The sequence below is a fragment of the Pedococcus sp. 2YAF34 genome (assembly GCF_052114585.1).
In the GTDB taxonomy this organism is placed as follows: domain Bacteria; phylum Actinomycetota; class Actinomycetes; order Actinomycetales; family Dermatophilaceae; genus Pedococcus.
Genome location: NZ_JBFRFA010000001.1, coordinates 89,500 through 109,630, shown reverse-complemented (window position 1 = coordinate 109,630; position 20,131 = coordinate 89,500). Strand labels below are relative to the sequence as shown.

The window sequence follows — 20,131 nt, the reverse complement described above, 5'->3', positions numbered from 1 at the left end:
AGGCAGGCTAGGAGCGGCAGGCGCCCACCGGACACACGGCAGGGGCCGGGCAGGTGAACGCCGGGTGCCGTTTGCGGTGTCGGGGCCTCCCGGCGTCGCCCCCCGGTCCTTGGCGCACGCTCCGCCTCGTGGTCACGGCGAGTTCACCGTCGCGTCGCGCACCCTCCCTAGCGTCGCCGGCGTGAGCACTCCCTTCTCCTTGCTGCTGCCCGTCTACCGCGGCGACCGCGCCGACCACCTCGCACGGTCGTTCCAGAGCACGGTCCACGAGCAGGTGCGACGACCGTCGGAGGTGGTCGTCGTCCAGGACGGCCACGTCGGGCCCGAGCTCGCCTCGGCCCTCGAGCGCCTCGAGTCCGCCAGCCCCGTGCCCGTGCGACGGCTGCGCCTGAAGCACAACGTCGGCCTCGCCCAGGCACTGCAGTGCGGGCTGTCGGCCTGCTCCCACGAGGTCGTCGCGCGGATGGACGCCGACGACATCAGCCTGCCGCACCGGTTCGCCGTCCAGCTGCCGCTGGTGGAGGCGGGCGCGGACCTCGTGGGCGCGGGGATGCGCGAGTTCGGCGAGTCGACCCCCGTCGGGGGCCTGCTGCGCGTGCCGCCCACCGACCCGGCCGAGATCGCCGCGGAGGCCCGCCTGCGCAGCCCGTTCAACCACCCGACGGTGGTCTACCGGCGGTCGGCGGTGCTGCAGGCCGGCGGCTACCGGGAGCTGCCGCTGCTGGAGGACTACTGGCTCTTCACACGCATGATCGAGTCCGGGTCGGTGGTCGCCAACGTGCCCGAGCCGCTGGTGCTCTACCGCGTCGACGCCGGCTCCTACCAGCGCCGCGGTGGGCTCCGGCTGCTGCGCTCGGAGCTGGGGCTCCAGCGGCGGCTGCGGGCGGAGAGCTTCACCTCCCGCGCGCAGATGGCCCGCAACATCGCGGTCCGCGGTGGGTACCGGGTCATCCCTGTCGGGCTGCGGAAGTCGTTGTACCGCAACCGGTTCACCATCGAGGCGGGGACTCTCGGCGAGACGGTCGAGCGAGAGGCCGGTCCACTGGGGCACCGACAGGACACGCAGTCGTGCACCCGGCCGGAGCCCCGGCTGGATACGCGGCCCGGCGCCGGGCGGGAGCTCGCATGAGGGCGGACCTCGTCGTCGTCGGCTCGGGCCTGTTCGGGCTGACGGTCGCCGAGCAGGCGGCCGAGCGCGGGCTCGACGTCGCGGTGGTCGAGCGCCGTGACCACCTCGGCGGCAACGCCTGGAGCGAGACCGACCCCGACACCGGCATCGAGGTGCACCGCTACGGCGCGCACCTGTTCCACACCTCCAACGAGCGGGTCTGGGAGTACGTCAACCGGTTCACGGCCTTCACCGCCTACCAGCACCGCGTCTGGACCGTGCACCACGGCGAGGTCTACCCGCTGCCGATCAACCTCGGCACCCTCAACCAGTTCTTCAGCGCCAACCTCGGGCCTCAGGCGGCTCGTGACCTGGTGGCCTCGCAGGCTGCCGAGCTGACGGGGGAGCCGCGCAACCTCGAGGAGAAGGCGATCTCGCTCATCGGGCGCCCCATCTACGAGGCGTTCATCCGCGACTACACCGCCAAGCAGTGGCAGACCGACCCGCGGGAGCTGCCGGCGGAGGTCATCAGCCGGCTGCCGGTGCGCTACACCTACGACAACCGCTACTTCAACGACCGCTACGAGGGCCTCCCGGTCGACGGGTACGCCGCGTGGCTGACCCGCATGGCCGACCACCCGCGCATCTCGGTGCACCTCGGCGTCGACTTCCTCGCCGACGACCACGGCTTGTCGCGGGAGGCGGTGACCGGCCAGGTCCCGGTCGTCTACACGGGCCCGGTCGACCGCTACTTCGACGACGTCCACGGCGCCCTCGGCTGGCGCACGCTCGACTTCGAGCGGGAGGTGTTGCCGGTAGGCGACTTCCAGGGCGCGCCGGTCATGAACTACGCCGACGCCGACGTCGACTTCACCCGCATCCTGGAGTTCCGCCACTTCCACCCAGAGCGTGACTACCGCAGCGACCGGACGGTGGTGGTGCGCGAGCGTTCGAGGGCTGCCGGCCCCGGCGACGAGCCCTACTACCCCGTCAACACCACCGAGGACCGTCGCCGGCTGCTCGCCTACCGCGAGCTCGTCGCCGACGAACAGGGCCGCGGAGTGGCCTTCGGCGGGCGGCTCGGGACCTACCAGTACCTCGACATGCACATGGCGATCGCCTCCGCGTTGCGGCTGGTCGACGACCTCGCCTCGCTGGTGCACACCCGTCCGCGGCCACGGCGCGGGCGCGAGGTGTCGGCGTCCGCGGGGGTGGCGTCATGACGACCTCCGACCGCCCGCTCGCCCGCGTGGTGTTCCCAACCGACGGCGACCTCGACGTGCTGCCCCTCTACGTCGACGGCCAGCAGGTGCCGGTCGCGGTGGAGGACGGGACGACGGTGCCGGTGCCCTACGACCAGAACCCCGACCAGGTGCTCAGCCGGCGCTCCTACCGCATCGGCCACGGGGAGCGGGTGTCCTTCGCGACGTACTTCAACGCCTTCCCGGCCGGGTACTGGCGCCGGTGGTCGTCGCTGGCCGGCGTCCGGCTGTGCGTGCGCACCACCGGTCCCGGGACGCTGGTCGTCTACCGCTCCACGGCCCGCGGCACCACGGCTCGCGTCACGTCGCGGCAGCTCGAGGGCTCGAGCGAGGAGGTCGTGGCGCTGCCACTGGACACCTTCGCCGACGGCGGGTGGTACTGGTTCGACCTCGTCGCGGGGCGCGGCGAGCTGGTGCTCGACTCCGCGGACTGGCTGGCAGGGGAGCGGCTGGCCGGCGCCGACGCCCCGCGGAGGGGCACGGTCACGGTGGGCATCACGACGTTCAACCGCCCCGCCTACTGCACGGCCCTGCTGACCCAGCTCGGCGAGGCGGAGGAGCTGCGCGACCTCGTGGACGAGGTGGTGGTGGTCGACCAGGGGACGAAGGCCGTCCGCGCCGACGAGCAGTTCCCCACGGCTGCAACGGCTCTCGGATCGCAGCTGCGTGTCATGGAACAGCCCAACCTGGGCGGCTCGGGTGGCTTCGCCCGCGCCATGATGGAGACCCTGGACGTCGGGGTGAGCGACCACGTCCTCCTGCTCGACGACGACGTCGTCTGCGAGCCCGAGGGGATCGCCCGCGCCGTCGCCTTCGCCGACCACGCGCGTACGCCCACCGTCGTCGGCGGCCACATGTTCTCCATGTACGAGCGCTCGGTGCTGCACGCCTGGGCCGAGCGCGTGCTGCCGTGGCAGTTCCGGTGGAGCCCGGCGGCCGCCACGCGCCACGACCACGACCTGTCGACCTCCAACCTGCGGTCGACGCCGTGGCTGCACCGCCGGTCCGCTGCCGACTACAACGGTTGGTGGATGTGCCTCATCCCGACCACGGTCCTGCGCGACGTCGGGCTGTCGCTGCCGGTCTTCATCAAGTGGGACGACGCCGAGTTCGGGCTGCGCGCCCGCGAGGCCGGGTACCCCACCGTGTCGCTCCCCGGTGCGGCCGTGTGGCACGTGCCGTGGACGGACAAGGACGACTCGGTCGACTGGCAGGCCTACTTCCACGCGCGCAACCGCTTCGTCGCCGCCCTGCTGCACTCGCCGTTCGAGCACGGCGGCCGGATGGTGCGGGAGAGCCTCGCCATCCAGCTCAAGCACCTCGTCGCGATGCAGTACTCGGCCGCCGACCTGCGCGAGCAGGCGCTGCTCGACGTCCTCGCCGGGCCCGGGAGGCTACACGAGCAGCTGCCCACCAAGCTGGGGGAGGTCCGGGCGCGTCGCGCCGGCTTCGACGACGCGCAGGTGGTCGCCGACCCCCGCGAGCTGGCGCCGGTGCGACCGGGACGGCCTCGCAAGCGGGACCAGCGCGCCGAGCAGCCACGGGACGGCGYGGGTCGGCTGCTGGCCGCGGTGCGTGGTGTGGCTCGTCAGGCCATGCCCGTCCCCGAGTCGGCCCGGCAGGCGCCCGACCGCGAGGTGGCCTCGGCCGACGCGGGCTGGTGGACCCTGTCCGGGCTCGACTCCGCCCTGGTCTCCACGACCGACGGGACCGGCGTCTCGTGGCACCGGCGCGACCGTCGCCACGTCATCGCCGCGGCACGCCGGTCGACGGCGGTCCACCGGCGGCTGCTGCGCGAGTGGCCGCGGCTGGCGGCCGAGTACCGCGCTGCGCTGCCCGACCTCGTGGGCGTCGACGCGTGGCGCAAGACCCTGGACCAGCCGCTGCCGGACGACGCCGTCCGGTGACCTCGACCATGAGCACCTCCGCCGGAGTGCCGGATGCCGTGCAGCCGGACCTCGGGCAACCGGACCTCGGGCAACCGGACACCGGCGCGCCGTTCGTCGTGCAGGGACGGGGAGGGGGCCTGCGCGAGGTCGCACGCCGCCGGTTCCTGCTCTCCCTGCTCGTGCGCAAGGAGCTGCGGGTCCGCTACCGGGCGTCGGTGCTCGGCCTCGGCTGGTCCTACGTCAAGCCCGCCGTCCAGTTCGGCGTCTACTTCATCGGGCTCGGGATGGTGTTGCGGCAGAATGCCATCGGCGACTATGCGGTCTACCTGTTCGGTGGTCTCGTGGTGATGACCACCTTCGGCGAAGCCCTCGGCAACGCCACCCGCTCGGTCGTCGCGAACGCCGACCTGGTGCGCAAGATCTACCTGCCACGCGAGCTCTTCCCCGTCTCGAGCCTGGCCGTCGCGGGCGTGCACCTGGCGCCGCAGCTGCTGGTCCTAGTGGTCGGTGCCGTGGTCGCGGGATGGACGCCCGACCCGGTCGGGGTGGTCGCGCTGCTTGCCGGGCTGGGGCTGACCGGCATCCTCGCGCTGGGGGTCGGGCTGCTGCTGGGTGCCGCCAACGTGCTGTTCCGTGACGTCGAGAACGTCGTCGACCTCGTCCTGGTGGTGCTCGTGTGGACGAGCCCGGTCCTCTACCCGTGGCAGCGGGTGGCAGACCTCCTGGGCGTCGACTCCTGGTGGTTCCGCCTCTACCAGTCCAACCCGCTCACCGTGGCCGTCGAGCTCGTCCACCGGGGCACCTGGGCGCAGGCCTCGCCGGGCAACGCGTTGGCGATGCCGCCAGGGCTGGGCGGAAGGTGCGCCGTCGCGTTCCTCGTCGCCCTGTCCACGGTCGTCGTGGGGCAGTGGGTGTTCGGGCGACTGTCCGGCCGGTTCGCGCAGGAGCTGTGATGACCACCAGCGCCCTCGCCGACCGGGCCGCCGTCGAGGTGTCGGGCGTCTCCAAGCACTTCCGGCTGCGCCACACCCATTCCCTCAAGGAAGCCCTCGTCTGGACCGTGCAGGGGCGGGCGCGCACCGACGACTTCACGGCACTTCACCCGTTGGACCTGACCATCGAACCGGGGGAGACGCTGGCGCTCCTGGGCCGCAACGGTTCTGGCAAGTCGACGTTGCTCAAGTTGCTGGCGGGGGTGATGGCGCCCGACAGCGGGCAGGTACGGGTGCGCGGCAGGGTGGCTGGTCTGCTGGAGGTGGGTGCCGGCTTCCACCCCGACCTCACCGGGCGGGAGAACGTCTTCCTCAACGCGGCGATCCTCGGGCTGTCGCGCGAGCAGGTGCAGGAGCGCTTCGACGACATCGTGGCCTTCGCCGACATCGGCCGGTTCCTCGACACGCAGGTGCGGTTCTACTCCTCGGGGATGTTCCTGCGGCTCGCCTTCGCCGTGGCCGTGCACACCGAGCCGGACGTCTTCCTCGTCGACGAGATCCTCGCCGTCGGTGACGAGGCGTTCCGCGCGAAGTGTCTCGACCGCATCGAGCGGCTCGCCCACGAGGGGCGCACGCTGGTCGTCGTCAGCCACGACCTGCCCCTCGTCGAGCGACTGTGCAGCCGAGGGGTCCTGCTCGACCAGGGGCGCCTGGTCGCCGACGGGCCGGTCCGGCTCGCGGTGGAGCGGCTGAGGGCTGCCGGTTGAGCGCATGGCTCGCGCTGCTGCCGGTGGTGCTGGTGGCAGCCGGCGTGCTGCTGGTCCCGGGGGTCGCCATCGCCTGGGCAGCCGGACTGCGCGGGACGCTGGCGCTGGGGGTGGCGGCGCCGCTGTCGGTGACGACCATCGCGATGACAGCGGTCCTCGCAGGCTGGATGGGGGTGCCCTTCGGACCGGTCCCGGTGCTCGCGGCGACCACGGGCGGGGCGGCCCTGGCGCTGGTCTCGTCGGGACTCGGTCGCCGACCGTGGCGCGCCGGGCAGGCGCGGCCCAGCCGCCGCACCGTACGTGGGGTGACCCGGCCCGCGCCTTCCACCGTCGCAGGCGTCGCAGGCGTCGCCGGCGCTGCCGTGGGTGGTCTCTGCGCGGCGGCAGCGGTGGTGCGGGGTGTCGGCGACCCTGCGCGGTTCCCCCAGACGTTCGACGCGGTGTTCCACCTCAACGCCGTCCAGCGTGCGCTCGAGTCCGGCAACGCCTCCTCGCTGTGGCTCGGCACGGTCGCCGCCCCTGAGCGCGCCTCGGTGTTCTACCCGGCGGCGTGGCACGACGTGGTGGTCCTCGTGGTGGAGGCGAGCGGGGCGCCGCTGGTGGCGGGAGTGACCGCGGTGTCCGTCATCGTCGCCGGGGTGCTCTGGCCGCTCGCCTGCACCGCCCTGGCCGCTGAGGCGTTCGCAGGACGGACGGGCACGGTGGTGGCCGCAGGGGTGCTGTCCGCCGCCTTCGGGGCGACGCCGTTCCTGCTGCTGTCCTACGGCACGCTCTGGCCCAACGCCTTGGCGACCGCCCTGCTGCCGGGCATCCTCGCCTGCGTGTTGGGTGTGTGGCGCGGCGGGCCGATTGCCAGGGCAGGGGCGGGCATCGACGCCGAGGTCTTGGCCGGGGCGCGTCCTGTGCTGGGCCTGCCGGCGCGGGAGAGGGTCCGACCTGCCCTCGTGGCGGCTGGCACGCTGCCGGGCCTGGTCCTGGCGCACCCCAACGCCGTGCTCAGCCTGCTGTTCTACCTCACGGTGCTCGGCGCGGTCGCCGGCCTCGTCTGGGCCGCCCGGCCACGGGTCTCCTGGCGGCTGCGGTGGGTCGTGGCGGCCGCCGGTCTGGCGCTGCTGTCTGCCGAGGCGTGGCTGGTCGCGGCGTCGCCGGTGTTCGCCACGACCCGGCGCACGAGCTGGCCGGCACGTCAGAGCCTGGCGCAGGCAGCGGGGGAGTGGCTCCTGTCCGCCCCCATGCGCACCCCCGTGCCGTGGCTCGCCGCTGCCCTCGTCCTGGTCGGCGCGGCTGCTGCGCTGCGACGCCGAGACCACAGGTGGCTCCTGGCCTGCCACGCCACCGCGGGGGCGCTGTTCGTCCTCGTCGCCGGGAGCGACGGGAGGCTGGCCCGCGCGGTGAGCGGGCCCTGGTACGACGACCCCTTCCGCCTCGCGGCCCTCCTCGGATTGACGGCGGTTCCGTTGGCCGCCCTCGGCCTCGAGTGTGTGGTCGACGCCGCGCGCGGGCGCTGCGTCGAACGGTTGCGGCTGCCCGACGGCCTGAGCCACGGCGTCCTCGTCGCGCTCGCAGCCGTGCTCGTCGCGGGCGTCACGGGCGGTGCGTACGCCGGCGCCAACAGCCGCGTGGTCGCGACGTGGTACGGCGGGCATGGCCTTGCGGGCCCGGCGGAGCTGGCCCTGCTGCAGCGCCTTCCCCGATGGGTGCCGAGAGGGCAGGTGGTGGCCGGGAACCCTTGGAACGGCTCGGCGCTCGCGAGTCCGGTGGCTGGCGTGCCCACCCTGTTCCCGCACCTCAACGGCGACTGGGGCACTGACCGCGACCTGCTCGCCGGTCACCTCGAGCAGGCCGCCACCGACCCCAGCGTCTGCCCGGCTGTCGAACGGCTGCACGTGGGGTTCGTCCTCGACGGCACGGTCGCGTTCTGGCCCGGGGACCGGCGACAGGCCCGGTACGCGGGGCTGTCCGTCGAGGGCGTGCAGGGCTTCGAGCCGGTGGACAGCGGCGGACGCCTGACCCTCTATCGGGTCGTGGCCTGCGAGCCGCGGGGGTCTCGGCCGTCCTGACACCGCAGGAGCACCCGGCGGACGACAGCGCTCCCGTCCACCCACAGGGCGGACGGGAGCGCTGGTCTGCGGTCCGTCCCTCGAGTCGGACCGCGGCCCGGCGAGTGGATGAGCTCGGACGGGCGGTGTCGGCGGGCTCGGCTGCTGGAGTGGGGGTGCGCTGGGCGGTGCCGACCTCACGAAGGTAGCGCGGCCGAGGGCACCGGCGACATGGGACTTACCGGACCTTTGCCAGGAGGGGACGCACTCCTTACCGCAGCCGCCCGAAGTGTCCGGTCCGTCCCGGTTGCCGGTCTCAGCTCGTCCGGCGGCGCAGGTAGCCCCAGGCGAGGGTCGCGCAGGCCAGCCCGTTGACCGCGCCCACGAGGATGTCGGTCACGTGGTGCATGCCCCGGTAGAGGCGCGCATAGGCCACGAGCACGGGTACGAGCAGGAACAGCGTCGTGAGCACCCGGCGCAGCCAGGACCGCTCGATGCGCTGGGCGAGCAGGGCGAAGGTGACGTGGAGCGCGGTCGATGCGCCCACGTGCCCGCTCGGGTAGCTCGACGTGGGTGGCGCCGGGTCGAGGTGCGGCACGGTGGGGCGCTGCCGGCCGACCACGCCCGTGGCGATGACGAAAACCGTTGCCTGCAGGGCGATGGCGAGCGCAGGCGTGACCGCCACCCACCACTGCCGGGTGCGCCACCAGAGGATCGCGACCGCGACCACGCAGACGCCGATGACGATCTCGGTGTTGCCGATGTGCGACCAGACGGCGGTGATGTCGTCCCAGGTGGGCGTGCGCGTCTTCTGCACGTCGCGGCTCACGGCGTTCTCGCTGTTGAGGCCGCCGAGGGGGCCGCGGATCAGCTCGCCGATGCCGACGATGGCCGCCCACAAAAGGACGGCCGGGGCAACGGCTCGCAGGGCCGCGTCGCGCAGCGCCTCGCCGATGCCGGGGGTGCTCTGGTCATCGGAGTATCGGGTGAGGAACGGCACGCGGAACTTCCCTCGTCAGCAGTGGCCAGAGCTGGGTGGGCTCGAGCCGGTGGTGCTCGAGCGGGTCGGGCTCGAGCCGGGTCGACCCAGGGCGGTCGTGCCCGGGCGTGAGCGCAGGCTATAGCCGGAGGCGGGTCCTCGCGCGGGCGAGCGGCACGACACGCGCACCTGGTCGCGCGGCCTGAGGACCGGCTGAGAACCGGCTGAGGACACTGCTACTGCAGCAGGCTCACGCCGCGCGAGATCACCAGCACCGAGAGCATGAGGGCCGACACGGACTCCACTGCCATGAGCATCTTGGCGCGAGGCGAGAGCGGCATGGTGTCGGTGGGGCTGAAGGCGGAGGAGTTGGTGACCGACACGTAGAGGTAGTCGATGAAGCCGGGCGTCCACCCCGACCTGGCGGCGGAGCGAGCGGCGACCTCGGTGATGGCGTCGTGGTCCTCGTCCTGCGGGAACCGGAAGTCCGCCACGGGTAGGCGAGGACGCGGCTGCCGGCTACGGGTCACCGGGCCGCCTCGGTCCAGCTCCCAGTAGGCCAGCGCGAAGACGATGACGTTGGTCAACCACACCTGCCCGGCCGCCAGCAGGAGGCGAGGCCCCTGCTTGGCCTGACCGCTGACCAGGGCGTCGACGAGCAGGACCAGGGATGCGGCATTGGTGGCCGCGATGAGCAGCACCAGGGCGATCGACAGGTTGCGCAGCCACCGGTTCTCCCGGGTCATGCGGCGGGGGTTCGCGGCGACGAGCGGGAGGAACAGGACGACCTCGAGCACCGGCACCGCGATCCGGGGGCCGAGGTGCAGGCCCTCGGGCAGCGCGGCGTACATCGCGATGGCCACGACCACGGCGATGGCTGCGGGCAGGCGGGGTTCGCCGGCGTGGTTGCGGCGAGGCGGTCGGTCGGTCACGGTCCCGGTGTAGTCCGTGCGCGCCCCGTCGTGGAGGCGACACACCGTGGGGTCCTCACCGCAGATCGTTGCCCCTGTTCAGGAGACGGCGGCCCGCACCAGCTCGGTCACGCGCTCCTCCACGGACGGGCTCCACCTCATCAGTGCGTAGGACACCGGCCAGAGGTCGCCGTCGTCGAGGTTGGCGGCGTCCTGGAAACCGAGCGTGGAGTAGCGGTAGCCGAACTTGCCGGAGTCCTGGAAGAAGACCACGACCTTGCCGTCCTCGTTGGCGTAGGCGGGCATGCCGTACCAGGTCTTGGGCACCAGGCCGGGAGCTGCCGTGGTCACCGCCACGTGGACGCGCTCTGCAAGGGCGCGGTCGTCGGGGTCCATCTGCGCGATGCGCTCGAGCAGCGCGTCGAGGCCGTCGGCTGCCTTGGCGCCCTTCTTGCCCGCGGCGCGCAGCTCGGCAGCTCGTTCCTTCATGGCCGCGCGCTCCTCGGCGCTGAAGCCGTCCGTCTCGGTCGTGGTCGTCTTCGTGGGCATCTGGCGCTCCCCTCTCGGTGGTGTGGCGGCGGTCTGCCGCCCTCCCCTGGAGAGGCTAGGACCCCGGAGCCGACCGGTGCTTCTCGATTCCTGCTCGCTTGAGCCCGGGTCGGGAGCGACCTCGACCGACCGTGCGCCTCCGCCACACGGCTACTGTCGGTGGCATGGGTCTGGAGCCGGAGGGGTTCGTCGAACAGGGGTATGGCGCTGTGGGCGACGCCTTCCGTCGCAACTTCCAGGACCCGGGGGAGGACGCCGCGGCAGTGGCGGTGTTCCACGGGGGTCGGCTCGTCGCTGACCTGTGGGGTGGGGAGGACGTCGTGAACCGGCGGCCGATGCCCCGCGACGGCCTGATGATGGTCGCCTCCGGCAGCAAGGGGATGACCGCGACGGTGCTGGCGATGCTGGTCCAGCAGGGGCGGATCGACCCTGACGAGCGCGTGGGCACCTACTGGCCCGAGTTCGCGGTCAACGGCAAGGAGCGTGCCACGGTCGGGATGGTCGCCTCCCACACCGTGGGCGTGCCATACCCACCGCTCGGCACGGGGCTGCAGGGTCTCGACCTGCACCGCGGCGAGGCGGTCACCCGGGCGCTCGCCGCCGCAGAACCGCTGTGGGAGCCCGGCACGGCGATGGCCTACCACCCTGTGACCTACGGGACCTTGCTCGACGAGATCGTCCGCCGCGCAACGGGTTCCACGATCGCGTCCCACGTCCGCCGGATGGTTGCCGAGCCCCTCGGCGTCGAGATGTGGATGGGCCTGCCCGCGGAGCTCGACGGCCGGGTGGTGCCCGGGCTGTGGGAGCAGGCGAGCCCGATGGCACCGACCGGCGAGGAGGATGCCGAGCCGGGCTCCTATGCCGCACGGAGGCTGGCGTTCCTGCGCGAGAACCCGCCGATGGACCCGGACTTCACCGACCCGCAGGAGGTGCGCGCCCACTACGCCGCCGAGCGGCCGGGCATCGGTGCGATCACCAACGCCCGTGCGCTCGCCACGATGTATGCCGCCGTGCTCGGTTCCGTCGACGGGACCCGCCTCGTGGACGAATCGACCTTGGAGCTGGCCCTCACGCCCCGCACGGACGACGTCGAGACCCTCATCGAGAGCGGCACGGCGGGGCCGGACATCCGCTTCGGCCTGGGCTACCAGCTGGCCTCGCCGAGCATGCCGGGGTTCGGGCCGAGCTCCTTCGGGCACACCGGTGCCGGGGCACGGCTCGGCATCGCCGACACCGAGCACCAAGTGGCGTTCGGCTACGTCTGCAGCAGGATGCGCAACATCGGACCCCACGGCGACCCGCGCTGGGCAGCCCTCGTCGAGGCCATCCGCGGCTGCCTCTGAGGACGCGCACTACGTCGGATGGACGGTGCTGCCGCCTCAGGCGGCGACCACACTGGGACGACACCACCTGCGCGGTCCCCAGCGGCCAGCGTCTCGTGGTGCCGGGCAGCTGGCACCAGCGGGGTGACACCGTGATTGCGTTCGAAGACCTCTACCTCACCGAGTTCGCGCGCCCCGCGTTGGACGTGAGCGACCTCGGCCCTTCGTGGCAACCCCGCGCCGCCAGGACGGTGGAGCGCACGCAGTCGCCTGACGCTGGACCGCGAGACGCCGCCCAGCCCAGCCCCTGGGCCATCGCCGGCGTGGTCGTCCTCACGGCGCTGGCCGTCATGACCGGCCTGCAGAACCGGTCTGCGGCCCTCATCCGACCAGCGACCGACAGGTTCCTGGAGAGCAGCTCGCAGCTGCTCGTGACCTCGTTGACCGGCCAGTGCGCGGTGGCCGCGCTGACCCTGGTCGGACCCACCAATTCTGCGACCTGCGCGGCATCCCTGGCCGCACGCGCGCGTGCCCTCGAGTTCGACCCACTCAGGTGACGACAGCCGCATCCGTTGCAGCACAGCCGAACTCAGCAGCAACCGACGGTTGGGGTGGCCGCGTCGCAGCAGGCGCGCGGGCCCAGCTCTGCCACCGCCATACCGGCCACCACGAGCAACCCGCCCAACCAGCCGAGCCACCCCAGAGCCCTCTCGCCGGCAGCGACGGCGATCACCGCTGCGAACACGGGTTCCATCGTCATCGTGCCCGCCGTGGTCGTCGCGGTCAACATGCTCTGCGCCCAGGCCTGGACGGCGAGGGCGAGGCACGTGGCCACCACGCCGAGGTAGAGCACGGAGGTCCACGCGGCCGGCGTGGGCGGGAACCTCACACCCCGGACGATGGCAGTGACGAAGCACAGGGCGGCCGCCACCGAGACACTCAGCACGGTCAGCCCGAAGACGTTGCCGGCTGTCGACCACTGGCTGAGTCCGGCGATGTGGACGGCGAAGCAAGCTGCACCCTCGAGGGTGAGGGCCGCTCCGAGCAGTGATGGCGTTGTGCTGCTCTCTGCGATGCCCGCGATCCCGGCCGTGGACCGGGCGACTGCCTGCCAGCCTGTCCGACCGACGTGCTCCTCGAACACCAGCGCCGCGACGACCGGGGTGAGGACGACGGCGGCACCGGTCAGGAATCCGGACAGCCCTGCTGGAGTGTGTTGCCGGCCGGTGGTCTGCAACAGGAAGCCTGCGGCCAAGGCGCCTCCCAGGACCATCCCGTGCCTGCCTTCAGCTCGACTGAGGCGGAAGAGGGCGCCAGGACGGAACAGGAGCAGGACCGCAGCGCCGATCCCGAAGCGCCACATGAGGAAGGTCGCCGGCGTCGAGAGGGCGTGCCGTCTGCTCACGACCGAGAGCTGCGTGCCTGCGTTCTGGCCCGCCGCGATACGGGTGCGGACACCGAGCGCCGGGGGGGAGTCCGTTAACGGAGTCAGGTCGAAGCTGGGCAGGCTCCCGCTCGCGTGTAGTGCTCGCGACTCAGGTATCGGCGGTTTGGCTGCGGTTCGTTCTGCGTTCCGCGACGATGGTGGTGGCAGAAGCAGGGGCGTTTGAGGTGGGGGAAAGCATGCGCCGTGCAAGGAGTGATCGCGGCGCCTGGGTCATCGCCGCGGCTTGGATCCTCGCCAGTTGCTCAGGCGCGCAGGGCGAGGGCGCGAGACATGCCTCGTCGGTAGCCCCGCCAACCACCCACACGAGCTGTGACGGGGGAGCCATCTCGGATGCTCCCAAGCTGCTGCTGACCAACGCCGAGCAGTTGCGTGGCAAGGGCCTGACTGCCTGCGATGTAGACCGAGCCACGGATGGGTCGCTGACCTTCACGACAACCTCGGGACGCCCTGATTCGCTAGGGCGTCATGACCTCGCCCCACTCATCGCCTTCGACGGGGGTCCGCTCCCGGCGGATTGTCATATCTCGACGACGAGCCGCCTGTTCGTCCTCATCGACGAGCAGTGGTGGGAGGGACGCCAGGTCGGGTGCGACGGCTGACGTGATGGCGCTCGAGCTGGGCGCAGGTATGGAGGCCGTTGCCTACTCCCTGGTCGCCACGACCATGTAGTTCTCGGCCTGCGGGTCGAAGGTGCTTCTCTCGACCGTGAGTCCGACGCCCTGCATTTCCAAGGTGAGGTCCTCATACCGATATGGCCACGACGACAACAGCTCAGAGCAGACATCGACCGATCCATCGGCCCCGAGCCTCGCGACGGCTATCTCGATGTGGTGCTCCTGTTCCCAGTGCTCCGGGATTTCCCAGCGATAAGCGACGACAGCATCGCGGTCATTCCTTCGCACCAGGCGATCCCGGATGTCAAGCCGGGACCCACCGGCGCGCACGCGCTCCCAGTTGCGTGACGTGAGAACCAACCGTCCGCCGGGACGCAGCAGCCGCGACATCGACTCCAGTGCAGCTGACCTGGCTCGGGCCCCCTCTGCATGGTGCAGCGAGTTGCCGACGCAGAACACCATGTGGAAGCTCGCGTCGTCGAAATGATCAGGCAACTCATTCCAGGCGGCGCGAACCGTTCGCAACGATGCACCGTGTTCGTCAGCCAGCTCCGCAGTGCGACGGACCATCGCGGCGCTGGCGTCGGTCGCCACCACCCGCATGCCCAGGCCGGCGAGGCCGACCGCCAGTTGTCCGGTGCCGCACGAGGAGTCGAGGACCCGGGCGTTGGGCGGAAGGAGCGTGACCACGTCGTCGAACGCGGAAGCGAATGCGGACGGGGTCGCTTTCGCATCGGAGATGAGCCACTCGTAGACCTCTGCGAGCGCGCCGTAGCCCGCCACCACAACCACCTCCGTCAGCTCGGCAGATTCAGAAATGCTGCCTCCAGTAGATCAGCGCGGCGGCCCAGTCAACGATCATGATTTTCATGAGGGCAAACGTGCGACCATGCCGCGATCCGCGCGCGCCCGTCTGCGGACCACCTAGGTGCGATCTCGGGATACGGGAGCAGGGGTCTCAGCGGCTCAGTGCCACCGCGAAGGCGATGAAAAGAACGGCCGCACCCAAGGTCAGGAGATGATCCCGCAAGGGATGGGTGGGGTATTCATCGAGCTTCAGTGGCGTCATCATGGGCAGCCTCGGCGGACCAGCCGGTGAAGGAGCAGCCATCGGACCTCCCAAGTCGAGGCATCAGATGCACTCGTGACAAGGGTAGGGCCCCGACGAAGTCGAGGAAAGGTCCCCACCCAGGGACGCTTGGGCGGCGGGCGCGAGGCCGGCTGTCTCAGTGGGCGTGGCCGAGTCTCTGCGTGCCGCCAGCGCCGTCGGTCCACCTCTCGGCTGCGGCGACCGCCAGGAAGACCATCGCCAGCACCAGGAACAGCAGAACCATCACCCCTGTCGACCCGCCGAAGGCGGACCACAGACTCTGTCCGCCAGCACGGTCCATGCTTGCCACGGTCGCCACGAACTGCGCGGCGGCACCGGCCAGCAGAAGCCACCCGGCTTCAGCCGCTCGGTGGACACCCAGCAGGCCGCAAGGGATCAAGACCGCGAACATGGAGACGACACCGACCGGACCCCGGACGTCTCGGTCGATGACGTGGGCGAGAGCGTCCACGATCACCCACCCAGCCACCAGCGCCAGCACGACGGGGAGCACCTTCGAGCTCCGGCCGGGCCACACCAGCGCCAAGACACTCAGCGCGATCAGGGGCAGGGCCCATGCGGCGGTGAGGACCACGGCTTCCCACCCACCGGGGTCGGCAAACGTCTCGCCTGCGATGAAGAGCCCGGCGAGAGTGCCGAACAGCGTCAGCAACCCCACGGCGACGATTCGAAGGACACGACCGAACATGCCGACCTCCTTCATCACTCGCACGATCTCTCACCATGCGCGGGTGAGGTAGAGGCGCAGGTCCTTCGGGGTATGTGATGAAAGGCGCTCACATGCCGCGCATTCGGTGTTGTCTCATTGGATGCAAATCGACCGCGACATGTCCGTCTGTGTCAAAGGATCAGCCGAAACAACTGTCAACCATCAGGCGAACCACCGTCAGGCATCAACCGAAGACCAAACGTCCGACATCAGCCGAAGTCATACACGCGTCTGGTGGGGCAGGTCGGGCTTGAACCGACGACCGACGGATTATGAGTCCGCTGCTCTGACCGACTGAGCTACTGCCCCGGGACGGCTCGCACCGCCAGGGCGAGATTGTGTCAGACCCGGTGACGACGGCGAGAACGCCCGCTCACAGCGAGCCACAGCCAGTGACAGCAGATCCACGGCCCAGCCCGGACGCTGCCACAGGGCGCCGCCCGACCGTGGAGCCCCACCCACCACGAGGAGCACTCCATGAAGATCCGCATCGTCCCCGTCGCCGCCGGCCTCGCCGCAGCCGCCGGCATCGCCCTCACCGGCGCGTCCCTGGCCAGCGCCGACACCAGCACCCCGGCCGCCTCGACCGCCTCCTACGGTGCCAGCGCCCCCGCAGCGGGCGAGGCACCAGCCGCAGCCAACGGCAACACCGACCCGACCAAGCCGATGCGCTCGGATGAGACGCTGCTCACCGGCGACGTGGCGGCCAGGGTCACCGCGGCCGCCAAGGCCAAGGAGCCGACCGCGACCATCGAGCGGGTCGAGACCGACTCCGACGGCGTGTACGAGGCGCACATGGTGCGCACGGACGGCACGCACATCATCGTGCAGGTCGACAAGAGCTACGCCGTGACGGCCGTCCAGGAGGGCGGCGCTGGCGGCGGGCCCGGGGCACGGGGCGGCCAGGGCGGCGCACCCTCGCCGTCGTCCGGGCAGGCCTCGTCCTCGACGGCGCCCTCCGCCAGCTGAGCCGGGGACGCCCCGACAAGGCGGAACCCACCCGCGTCAGCGGGTGGTGCAGCACGGTCCACCCAGAAGAGGGGACGGTACGGCGTCGGGGCCACCCGACGCCGTACCGCACCAGGGGCCCACCGCCGGCCGCCACCAGCGCCGCGGCGAGCACGCGAGGGATGTTTCGCTCGATACTGGTGATAGTGCTGGTGTCGCTGTGGTCCGTGGTGCACAATGGGCGCCAGCACAGCCAAACTGAAGAGTCGCGGCGACCAGCCGAGCCACCAGCAGTGCAGAGGTTCGTGGGGAAGACGTCCCTCGCACACCCAAGGAGGCCCGGATGTCTGTCGCGATGCCGCGTGTCACGACCCGCGGGGTGGTGTTCATTCACTCCACCCCGAAAGCGCTGTGCCCGCACATCACCTGGGCGCTGGAGTCCGCCCTCGACAGCCGGCTCTCCATCGAGTGGACGCCTCAACCTGCCGGTGCCGCCCTCGTCCGCGCGGAGTTCCCGTGGACTGGTGCACAAGGCACCGGCGCCAAGCTCGCCTCGACGCTGCGCGGGTGGGACAACCTGCGCTACGAGATCACCGAGGAGCCCAGCCCCGGTGCCGACGGGTCGCGGTGGTCGCACACCCCGTCCCTCGGCATCCACCACACGTGGACCTCGGCGGCCGGCGACGCGGTCGTCAACGAGGACCGGCTGCGCGAGGTGCTGCGCCTGTCGCAAGGCTCGCCCGAGGCGATGGCCGACATGCTCGAGGAGATCCTGGGCGCCGACTGGGACGCCGAGCTCGAGCCCTTCCGCTACGCCGGCGACGGCGCGCCCGTGCGCTGGCTGCACAAGGTCGGCTGAACACGCAAGTGCCCCCTCCCGCCGAAGGCAGGAGGGGGCACTTGTCGTGCTGCCGGGCCGTCAGGACGGCCGGCCGTCACGAACCGGGGAGCGGTCCGGTCACGGCTGGCAGCTGGCGGTCGAGAAGCTCGACGAGGAGTTGATGCAGGTGGACACGAACTTCTCGAAGTCGGGCTGGCGCCAGGTGTTCCAGAAGTCGCCGTGCAGGGTCTCGCCGTCCTTGACCCCGGCGTGGGAGTCCGAGTCGAGCGAGATGTCGTTGCCGGCACCGGTGTAGGTGAACTGGAACGTCTCACGCAGCTCGACCATCTTGTTCGGGAAGCCGGACGGGCACGTGGAGACCCCGCTCTTCTTCACCGCGTAGGCGTAGTGGGCGTTGTCGTTGGTGTTACCCACGTCGGTCGACTTGTGGTTGGGCAGCACCCCGTCCCAGCAGGACGGGAAGTCGACGTGCGCCGTCAGCGTGTGACCCGGCTTGCCGGACTGGCCGACGCAGGACGGGATCGACGGGCCGGTCGGCACGCCGGAGTACTGGCCGCAGCCCCAGTCGTGCTTGGTGGCGACCAGGCGCGTGTCCGCGGGGAAGGCCTTGGCCTGGCCGAAGTCCTTGTGGTCGAAGGACCGGTAGTACGCGGTGAACGCCTGCGCGGGGACGAGCTGGCCGGCCTTGGCGCCGGAGTTGTAACGCAGCGTGGGGACCCAGTAGCCGGCGGAGTCCGCCGACGTGGACTGGCCGAGGACGGCGGCGCAGTTGTTGGCCTTGCCGGCGAGGTCGGCGTAGTTGGCCTTGTCCGGGTTCGACAGCGAGTGCCAGGCGATGTTGCCGAAGAACTGGTGCTCGTGCTCGGAACCGGTGCCGTTGTGGTTGACGATGGGGTCGTAGCGTCCGACGGCGACCACGGGCTGGCTGTTCTCGTCACACTTGACCTTGCCCATTGCGTTAGCTGGGGCGGCCGACATGAGGGCTGTGACCGATACGAGGGCGATCAGAGCCAGGGCTATGCGTTGACGCATTCTTCTCCTTGGTTGGGGGAACGGCTGCGTCCGGGCATGCCAGAGCTCGGCACGCTGGACGGGCCCCTTTGGGGGGAGGGGCGCGCGCGTGACGGCATGACGACGCAGTCGTCGTCACGTTCGCCGACACATCTCGGCGCCGAACCGGGTCGCCCTGCGTTCGCCGGTCGGCACGACCCCGGGCACTCCGCGCTCACCGCGGATCACATCGGGGGCTCGACCCCGGAACGCGGGGCCAACGAGCAGCCGCGGACGAGAGTACATCATCTCCGCCCCTTCACCACATCGCTGATCTTTCGGACATCGGGCGAGCCGCTGACCTGCACGGTTCGGCGTCTGCCGAGTCCGTCTGTAGCCTCTTCGGCTGACCAACCGACCCGGAGGTGTCCCTTGACCCGTCGCGAAGCCGCGGCAAGGACGAGCGTGGTGGCGTCGGCCGCAGCAGGAGGCGTGATCCTGCTGTGGTCCGCCTGGCGCGTCCTGACCGCCCCCCTGCCCACCGCCGCCGCCACCGCAGCCTGGCTGCTGTGGGGGGTCTCGGTCGTCGCCCTGGTGACGTTCGTGCTCTACCTGCGCGAGATGGCCCGCCACGGGCTGGGATCGCGCCACGCCAGCTGGAAGCCGCTGCCCGGCGTGCTGCTGCTGTGGGTGGGCGGACTCACCGCCCTGGTGGCGTTCGGGTTCGTGCTGCCGGACCGCCCGGGCGACACGGCCCAGCCCGACGTGGACACCGCCGCGACCTCACCCAGCACGACCGCTGCGCCGGCCCCGGCGGCCACGAGCGCCCCGAGGACCTCGCCGACCACACCCCGCGCCACCCGAGCCGCGGTGGCACCCGCCCGGGCCACGTCGCAGCCGCAGCCCGTCTCGACCCCCTCGACCGTGCAGTCGACGACCCGCACGGCGACGTCGGCACCCTCGCCGACCAGCACGACCCCCACGCCCACGGCAACGACCACCACCACGCCGTTGCTCGACATCGTCCTGCCGCCCGGCCGCGGGCACGCGAAGCCCCCGCACACCCGCTGAGCTAGCGGACGAGCTTGCCGAAGCGCTGGGCGAGCGTGAGCGGTGGCGCCTCGCCGGCGACGTCGAGCGGCCGGTCGGCCCGGCCCTCTCCGAGGGGCAGGAACGCCTTGCCGGCGCGGGCCCGGATGACGCTGAGCTCGTGCGGCCGGAACAGCTCCACGGGCAGCGCCCAGAAGGTGGGACGGTGCTCGATGACGACGACGTCGTCGTACTGGTGCACGGCGGTGACCAGCGAGTAGCCGTACTCCACCGCGGAGTCCAGGTCGCGGACCCTGATCGACTCCTGGCCCACGGTGACGGCGATGAAGCGGCCGGGCACCACCTCGCGCGCCAGCCACTCGTCGTGACGGCGCATCATGAGCAGGACGATCACGACGTAGGCGAGGACGCCCACTGCCGGCAGCCCTCCCATCAGCCACCACACCAGGGTGTCGGAGCGCTCCGCGTACTCCCAGGCGCAGACCAGGGACGCCACGGCGGCGACGACGAGGACAGGCACGACCTGCCGCAGGACCATCGGGCAGCGCAGCGTGTACCGCCACAGCCCGCGCCTCAGGCGCTCGGCGAGGTGGTCGTCGATGATGTGTACGCGTTCGCGGCCCCAGCCCCGCGCAGCGGTCGATCCCACCAACTCCGTGCCCC

The 20,131-nt window shown here is 71.5% G+C and carries 20 protein-coding genes and 1 tRNA gene; 12 read left to right on the top strand and 9 right to left on the bottom strand.

From position 1 onward, the window contains the following. Positions 1 to 181: 181 nt before the first annotated feature. Genes AB4Z02_RS00520 through AB4Z02_RS00495 form a run of 6 tightly spaced genes read left to right on the top strand, consistent with a single transcriptional unit; the run spans position 182 to position 8,018 of the window. A complete protein-coding gene (locus AB4Z02_RS00520) occupies positions 182 to 1,129 on the top strand; it encodes a glycosyltransferase (protein ID WP_441968438.1) in 948 nt (315 codons plus the stop codon). Beyond that, positions 1,126 to 2,331: a UDP-galactopyranose mutase gene (gene glf / locus AB4Z02_RS00515; protein WP_441968436.1), complete on the top strand. Its 1,206-nt coding sequence runs from the start codon at positions 1,126 to 1,128 to the stop codon at positions 2,329 to 2,331. Before AB4Z02_RS00520 ends, glf begins: the two co-directional genes overlap by 4 nt. Beyond that, positions 2,328 to 4,277, top strand: coding sequence for a glycosyltransferase (locus AB4Z02_RS00510; RefSeq protein WP_441968434.1), 1,950 nt, complete (start codon positions 2,328 to 2,330; stop codon positions 4,275 to 4,277). The genes glf and AB4Z02_RS00510 overlap by 4 nt, the downstream gene beginning before the upstream one ends. Before the next feature lie 8 nt (positions 4,278 to 4,285). Next, positions 4,286 to 5,212, top strand: coding sequence for an ABC transporter permease (locus AB4Z02_RS00505; RefSeq protein ID WP_441968432.1), 927 nt, complete (start codon positions 4,286 to 4,288; stop codon positions 5,210 to 5,212). After that, on the top strand, positions 5,212 to 5,958 hold the full coding sequence (locus AB4Z02_RS00500) for an ABC transporter ATP-binding protein (RefSeq protein WP_441968430.1): 747 nt from the start codon (positions 5,212 to 5,214) through the stop codon (positions 5,956 to 5,958). Before AB4Z02_RS00505 ends, AB4Z02_RS00500 begins: the two co-directional genes overlap by 1 nt. Continuing rightward, positions 5,955 to 8,018: a DUF6541 family protein gene (locus AB4Z02_RS00495; RefSeq protein ID WP_441968428.1), complete on the top strand. Its 2,064-nt coding sequence runs from the start codon at positions 5,955 to 5,957 to the stop codon at positions 8,016 to 8,018. Before AB4Z02_RS00500 ends, AB4Z02_RS00495 begins: the two co-directional genes overlap by 4 nt. A 295-nt stretch (positions 8,019 to 8,313) precedes the next feature. Here the strand turns inward: AB4Z02_RS00495 and AB4Z02_RS00490 are convergent, their stop codons facing one another. The 3 genes from AB4Z02_RS00490 to AB4Z02_RS00480 all read right to left on the bottom strand — a co-directional run bounded on the left by AB4Z02_RS00490 (position 8,314) and on the right by AB4Z02_RS00480 (position 10,436). Next, the gene (locus AB4Z02_RS00490; RefSeq protein WP_441968426.1) at positions 8,314 to 8,997 is read right to left on the bottom strand and encodes a phosphatase PAP2 family protein; all 684 of its coding nucleotides are present in this window, start codon (positions 8,995 to 8,997) and stop codon (positions 8,314 to 8,316) included. 215 nt (positions 8,998 to 9,212) lie between these two features. Continuing rightward, positions 9,213 to 9,908, bottom strand: coding sequence for a hypothetical protein (locus tag AB4Z02_RS00485; protein ID WP_441968424.1), 696 nt, complete (start codon positions 9,906 to 9,908; stop codon positions 9,213 to 9,215). Positions 9,909 to 9,986: 78 nt separating this feature from the next. Beyond that, positions 9,987 to 10,436, bottom strand: a complete 450-nt coding sequence (locus AB4Z02_RS00480; RefSeq protein ID WP_441968422.1) for an iron chaperone — start codon at positions 10,434 to 10,436, stop codon at positions 9,987 to 9,989. 164 nt (positions 10,437 to 10,600) lie between these two features. On the opposite strand from AB4Z02_RS00480, the gene AB4Z02_RS00475 reads away from it, so the two are divergent. Both AB4Z02_RS00475 and AB4Z02_RS00470 read left to right on the top strand, forming a co-directional pair. Next, positions 10,601 to 11,779, top strand: coding sequence for a serine hydrolase domain-containing protein (locus tag AB4Z02_RS00475; RefSeq protein WP_441968420.1), 1,179 nt, complete (start codon positions 10,601 to 10,603; stop codon positions 11,777 to 11,779). Positions 11,780 to 11,910: 131 nt separating this feature from the next. Beyond that, a complete protein-coding gene (locus tag AB4Z02_RS00470; protein WP_156400026.1) occupies positions 11,911 to 12,315 on the top strand; it encodes a hypothetical protein in 405 nt (134 codons plus the stop codon). Between the two features lie 32 nt (positions 12,316 to 12,347). On the opposite strand, the gene AB4Z02_RS00465 is transcribed toward AB4Z02_RS00470, so the two are convergent. Continuing rightward, entirely contained in the window at positions 12,348 to 13,163 is an 816-nt protein-coding gene (locus tag AB4Z02_RS00465; RefSeq protein ID WP_441968418.1) for a DMT family transporter, read from the bottom strand. Between the two features lie 119 nt (positions 13,164 to 13,282). On the opposite strand from AB4Z02_RS00465, the gene AB4Z02_RS00460 reads away from it, so the two are divergent. Next, on the top strand, positions 13,283 to 13,804 hold the full coding sequence (locus tag AB4Z02_RS00460; RefSeq protein ID WP_441968416.1) for a hypothetical protein: 522 nt from the start codon (positions 13,283 to 13,285) through the stop codon (positions 13,802 to 13,804). 42 nt (positions 13,805 to 13,846) lie between these two features. On the opposite strand, the gene AB4Z02_RS00455 is transcribed toward AB4Z02_RS00460, so the two are convergent. The 3 genes from AB4Z02_RS00455 to AB4Z02_RS00445 form a co-directional block, all read right to left on the bottom strand. Continuing rightward, on the bottom strand, positions 13,847 to 14,602 hold the full coding sequence (locus AB4Z02_RS00455) for a class I SAM-dependent methyltransferase (protein ID WP_441968414.1): 756 nt from the start codon (positions 14,600 to 14,602) through the stop codon (positions 13,847 to 13,849). 443 nt (positions 14,603 to 15,045) lie between these two features. Then, positions 15,046 to 15,633, bottom strand: a complete 588-nt coding sequence (locus AB4Z02_RS00450) for a hypothetical protein (RefSeq protein ID WP_441968412.1) — start codon at positions 15,631 to 15,633, stop codon at positions 15,046 to 15,048. 238 nt (positions 15,634 to 15,871) lie between these two features. Continuing rightward, positions 15,872 to 15,948 (bottom strand) — tRNA-Ile (locus AB4Z02_RS00445). A gap of 168 nt (positions 15,949 to 16,116) precedes the next feature. On the opposite strand from AB4Z02_RS00445, the gene AB4Z02_RS00440 reads away from it, so the two are divergent. Then, on the top strand, positions 16,117 to 16,608 hold the full coding sequence (locus AB4Z02_RS00440) for a hypothetical protein (RefSeq protein WP_441968410.1): 492 nt from the start codon (positions 16,117 to 16,119) through the stop codon (positions 16,606 to 16,608). Positions 16,609 to 16,930: 322 nt separating this feature from the next. Next, the gene (locus AB4Z02_RS00435; RefSeq protein ID WP_441968408.1) at positions 16,931 to 17,446 is read left to right on the top strand and encodes a DUF3145 domain-containing protein; all 516 of its coding nucleotides are present in this window, start codon (positions 16,931 to 16,933) and stop codon (positions 17,444 to 17,446) included. Between the two features lie 99 nt (positions 17,447 to 17,545). Here AB4Z02_RS00435 and AB4Z02_RS00430 read toward each other — a convergent pair whose 3' ends face one another. Then, positions 17,546 to 18,382: a DUF1996 domain-containing protein gene (locus AB4Z02_RS00430; RefSeq protein ID WP_056884555.1), complete on the bottom strand. Its 837-nt coding sequence runs from the start codon at positions 18,380 to 18,382 to the stop codon at positions 17,546 to 17,548. 468 nt (positions 18,383 to 18,850) lie between these two features. Between AB4Z02_RS00430 and AB4Z02_RS00425 the strand changes: the two genes are divergently transcribed. Continuing rightward, entirely contained in the window at positions 18,851 to 19,489 is a 639-nt protein-coding gene (locus AB4Z02_RS00425) for a hypothetical protein (RefSeq protein WP_441968406.1), read from the top strand. 1 nt (position 19,490) lies between these two features. Here the strand turns inward: AB4Z02_RS00425 and AB4Z02_RS00420 are convergent, their stop codons facing one another. Continuing rightward, the gene (locus tag AB4Z02_RS00420; protein WP_056884553.1) at positions 19,491 to 20,117 is read right to left on the bottom strand and encodes a hypothetical protein; all 627 of its coding nucleotides are present in this window, start codon (positions 20,115 to 20,117) and stop codon (positions 19,491 to 19,493) included. Positions 20,118 to 20,131: the final 14 nt, after the last annotated feature.

Bases quoted from the DNA above. Each gene is read 5' to 3' on its own strand.
- AB4Z02_RS00505 (WP_441968432.1), top strand. From the start codon at position 4,286: ATGAGCACCTCCGCCGGAGTGCCGGATGCCGTGCAGCCGGACCTCGGG.
- AB4Z02_RS00435 (WP_441968408.1), top strand. From the start codon at position 16,931: ATGTCTGTCGCGATGCCGCGTGTCACGACCCGCGGGGTGGTGTTCATT.
- AB4Z02_RS00475 (WP_441968420.1), top strand. From the start codon at position 10,601: ATGGGTCTGGAGCCGGAGGGGTTCGTCGAACAGGGGTATGGCGCTGTG.
- AB4Z02_RS00450 (WP_441968412.1), bottom strand. From the start codon at position 15,633: ATGAAGGAGGTCGGCATGTTCGGTCGTGTCCTTCGAATCGTCGCCGTG.
- glf (WP_441968436.1), top strand. From the start codon at position 1,126: ATGAGGGCGGACCTCGTCGTCGTCGGCTCGGGCCTGTTCGGGCTGACG.
- AB4Z02_RS00500 (WP_441968430.1), top strand. From the start codon at position 5,212: ATGACCACCAGCGCCCTCGCCGACCGGGCCGCCGTCGAGGTGTCGGGC.
- AB4Z02_RS00440 (WP_441968410.1), top strand. From the start codon at position 16,117: ATGAAGATCCGCATCGTCCCCGTCGCCGCCGGCCTCGCCGCAGCCGCC.
- AB4Z02_RS00480 (WP_441968422.1), bottom strand. From the start codon at position 10,436: ATGCCCACGAAGACGACCACGACCGAGACGGACGGCTTCAGCGCCGAG.
- AB4Z02_RS00430 (WP_056884555.1), bottom strand. From the start codon at position 18,382: ATGGGCAAGGTCAAGTGTGACGAGAACAGCCAGCCCGTGGTCGCCGTC.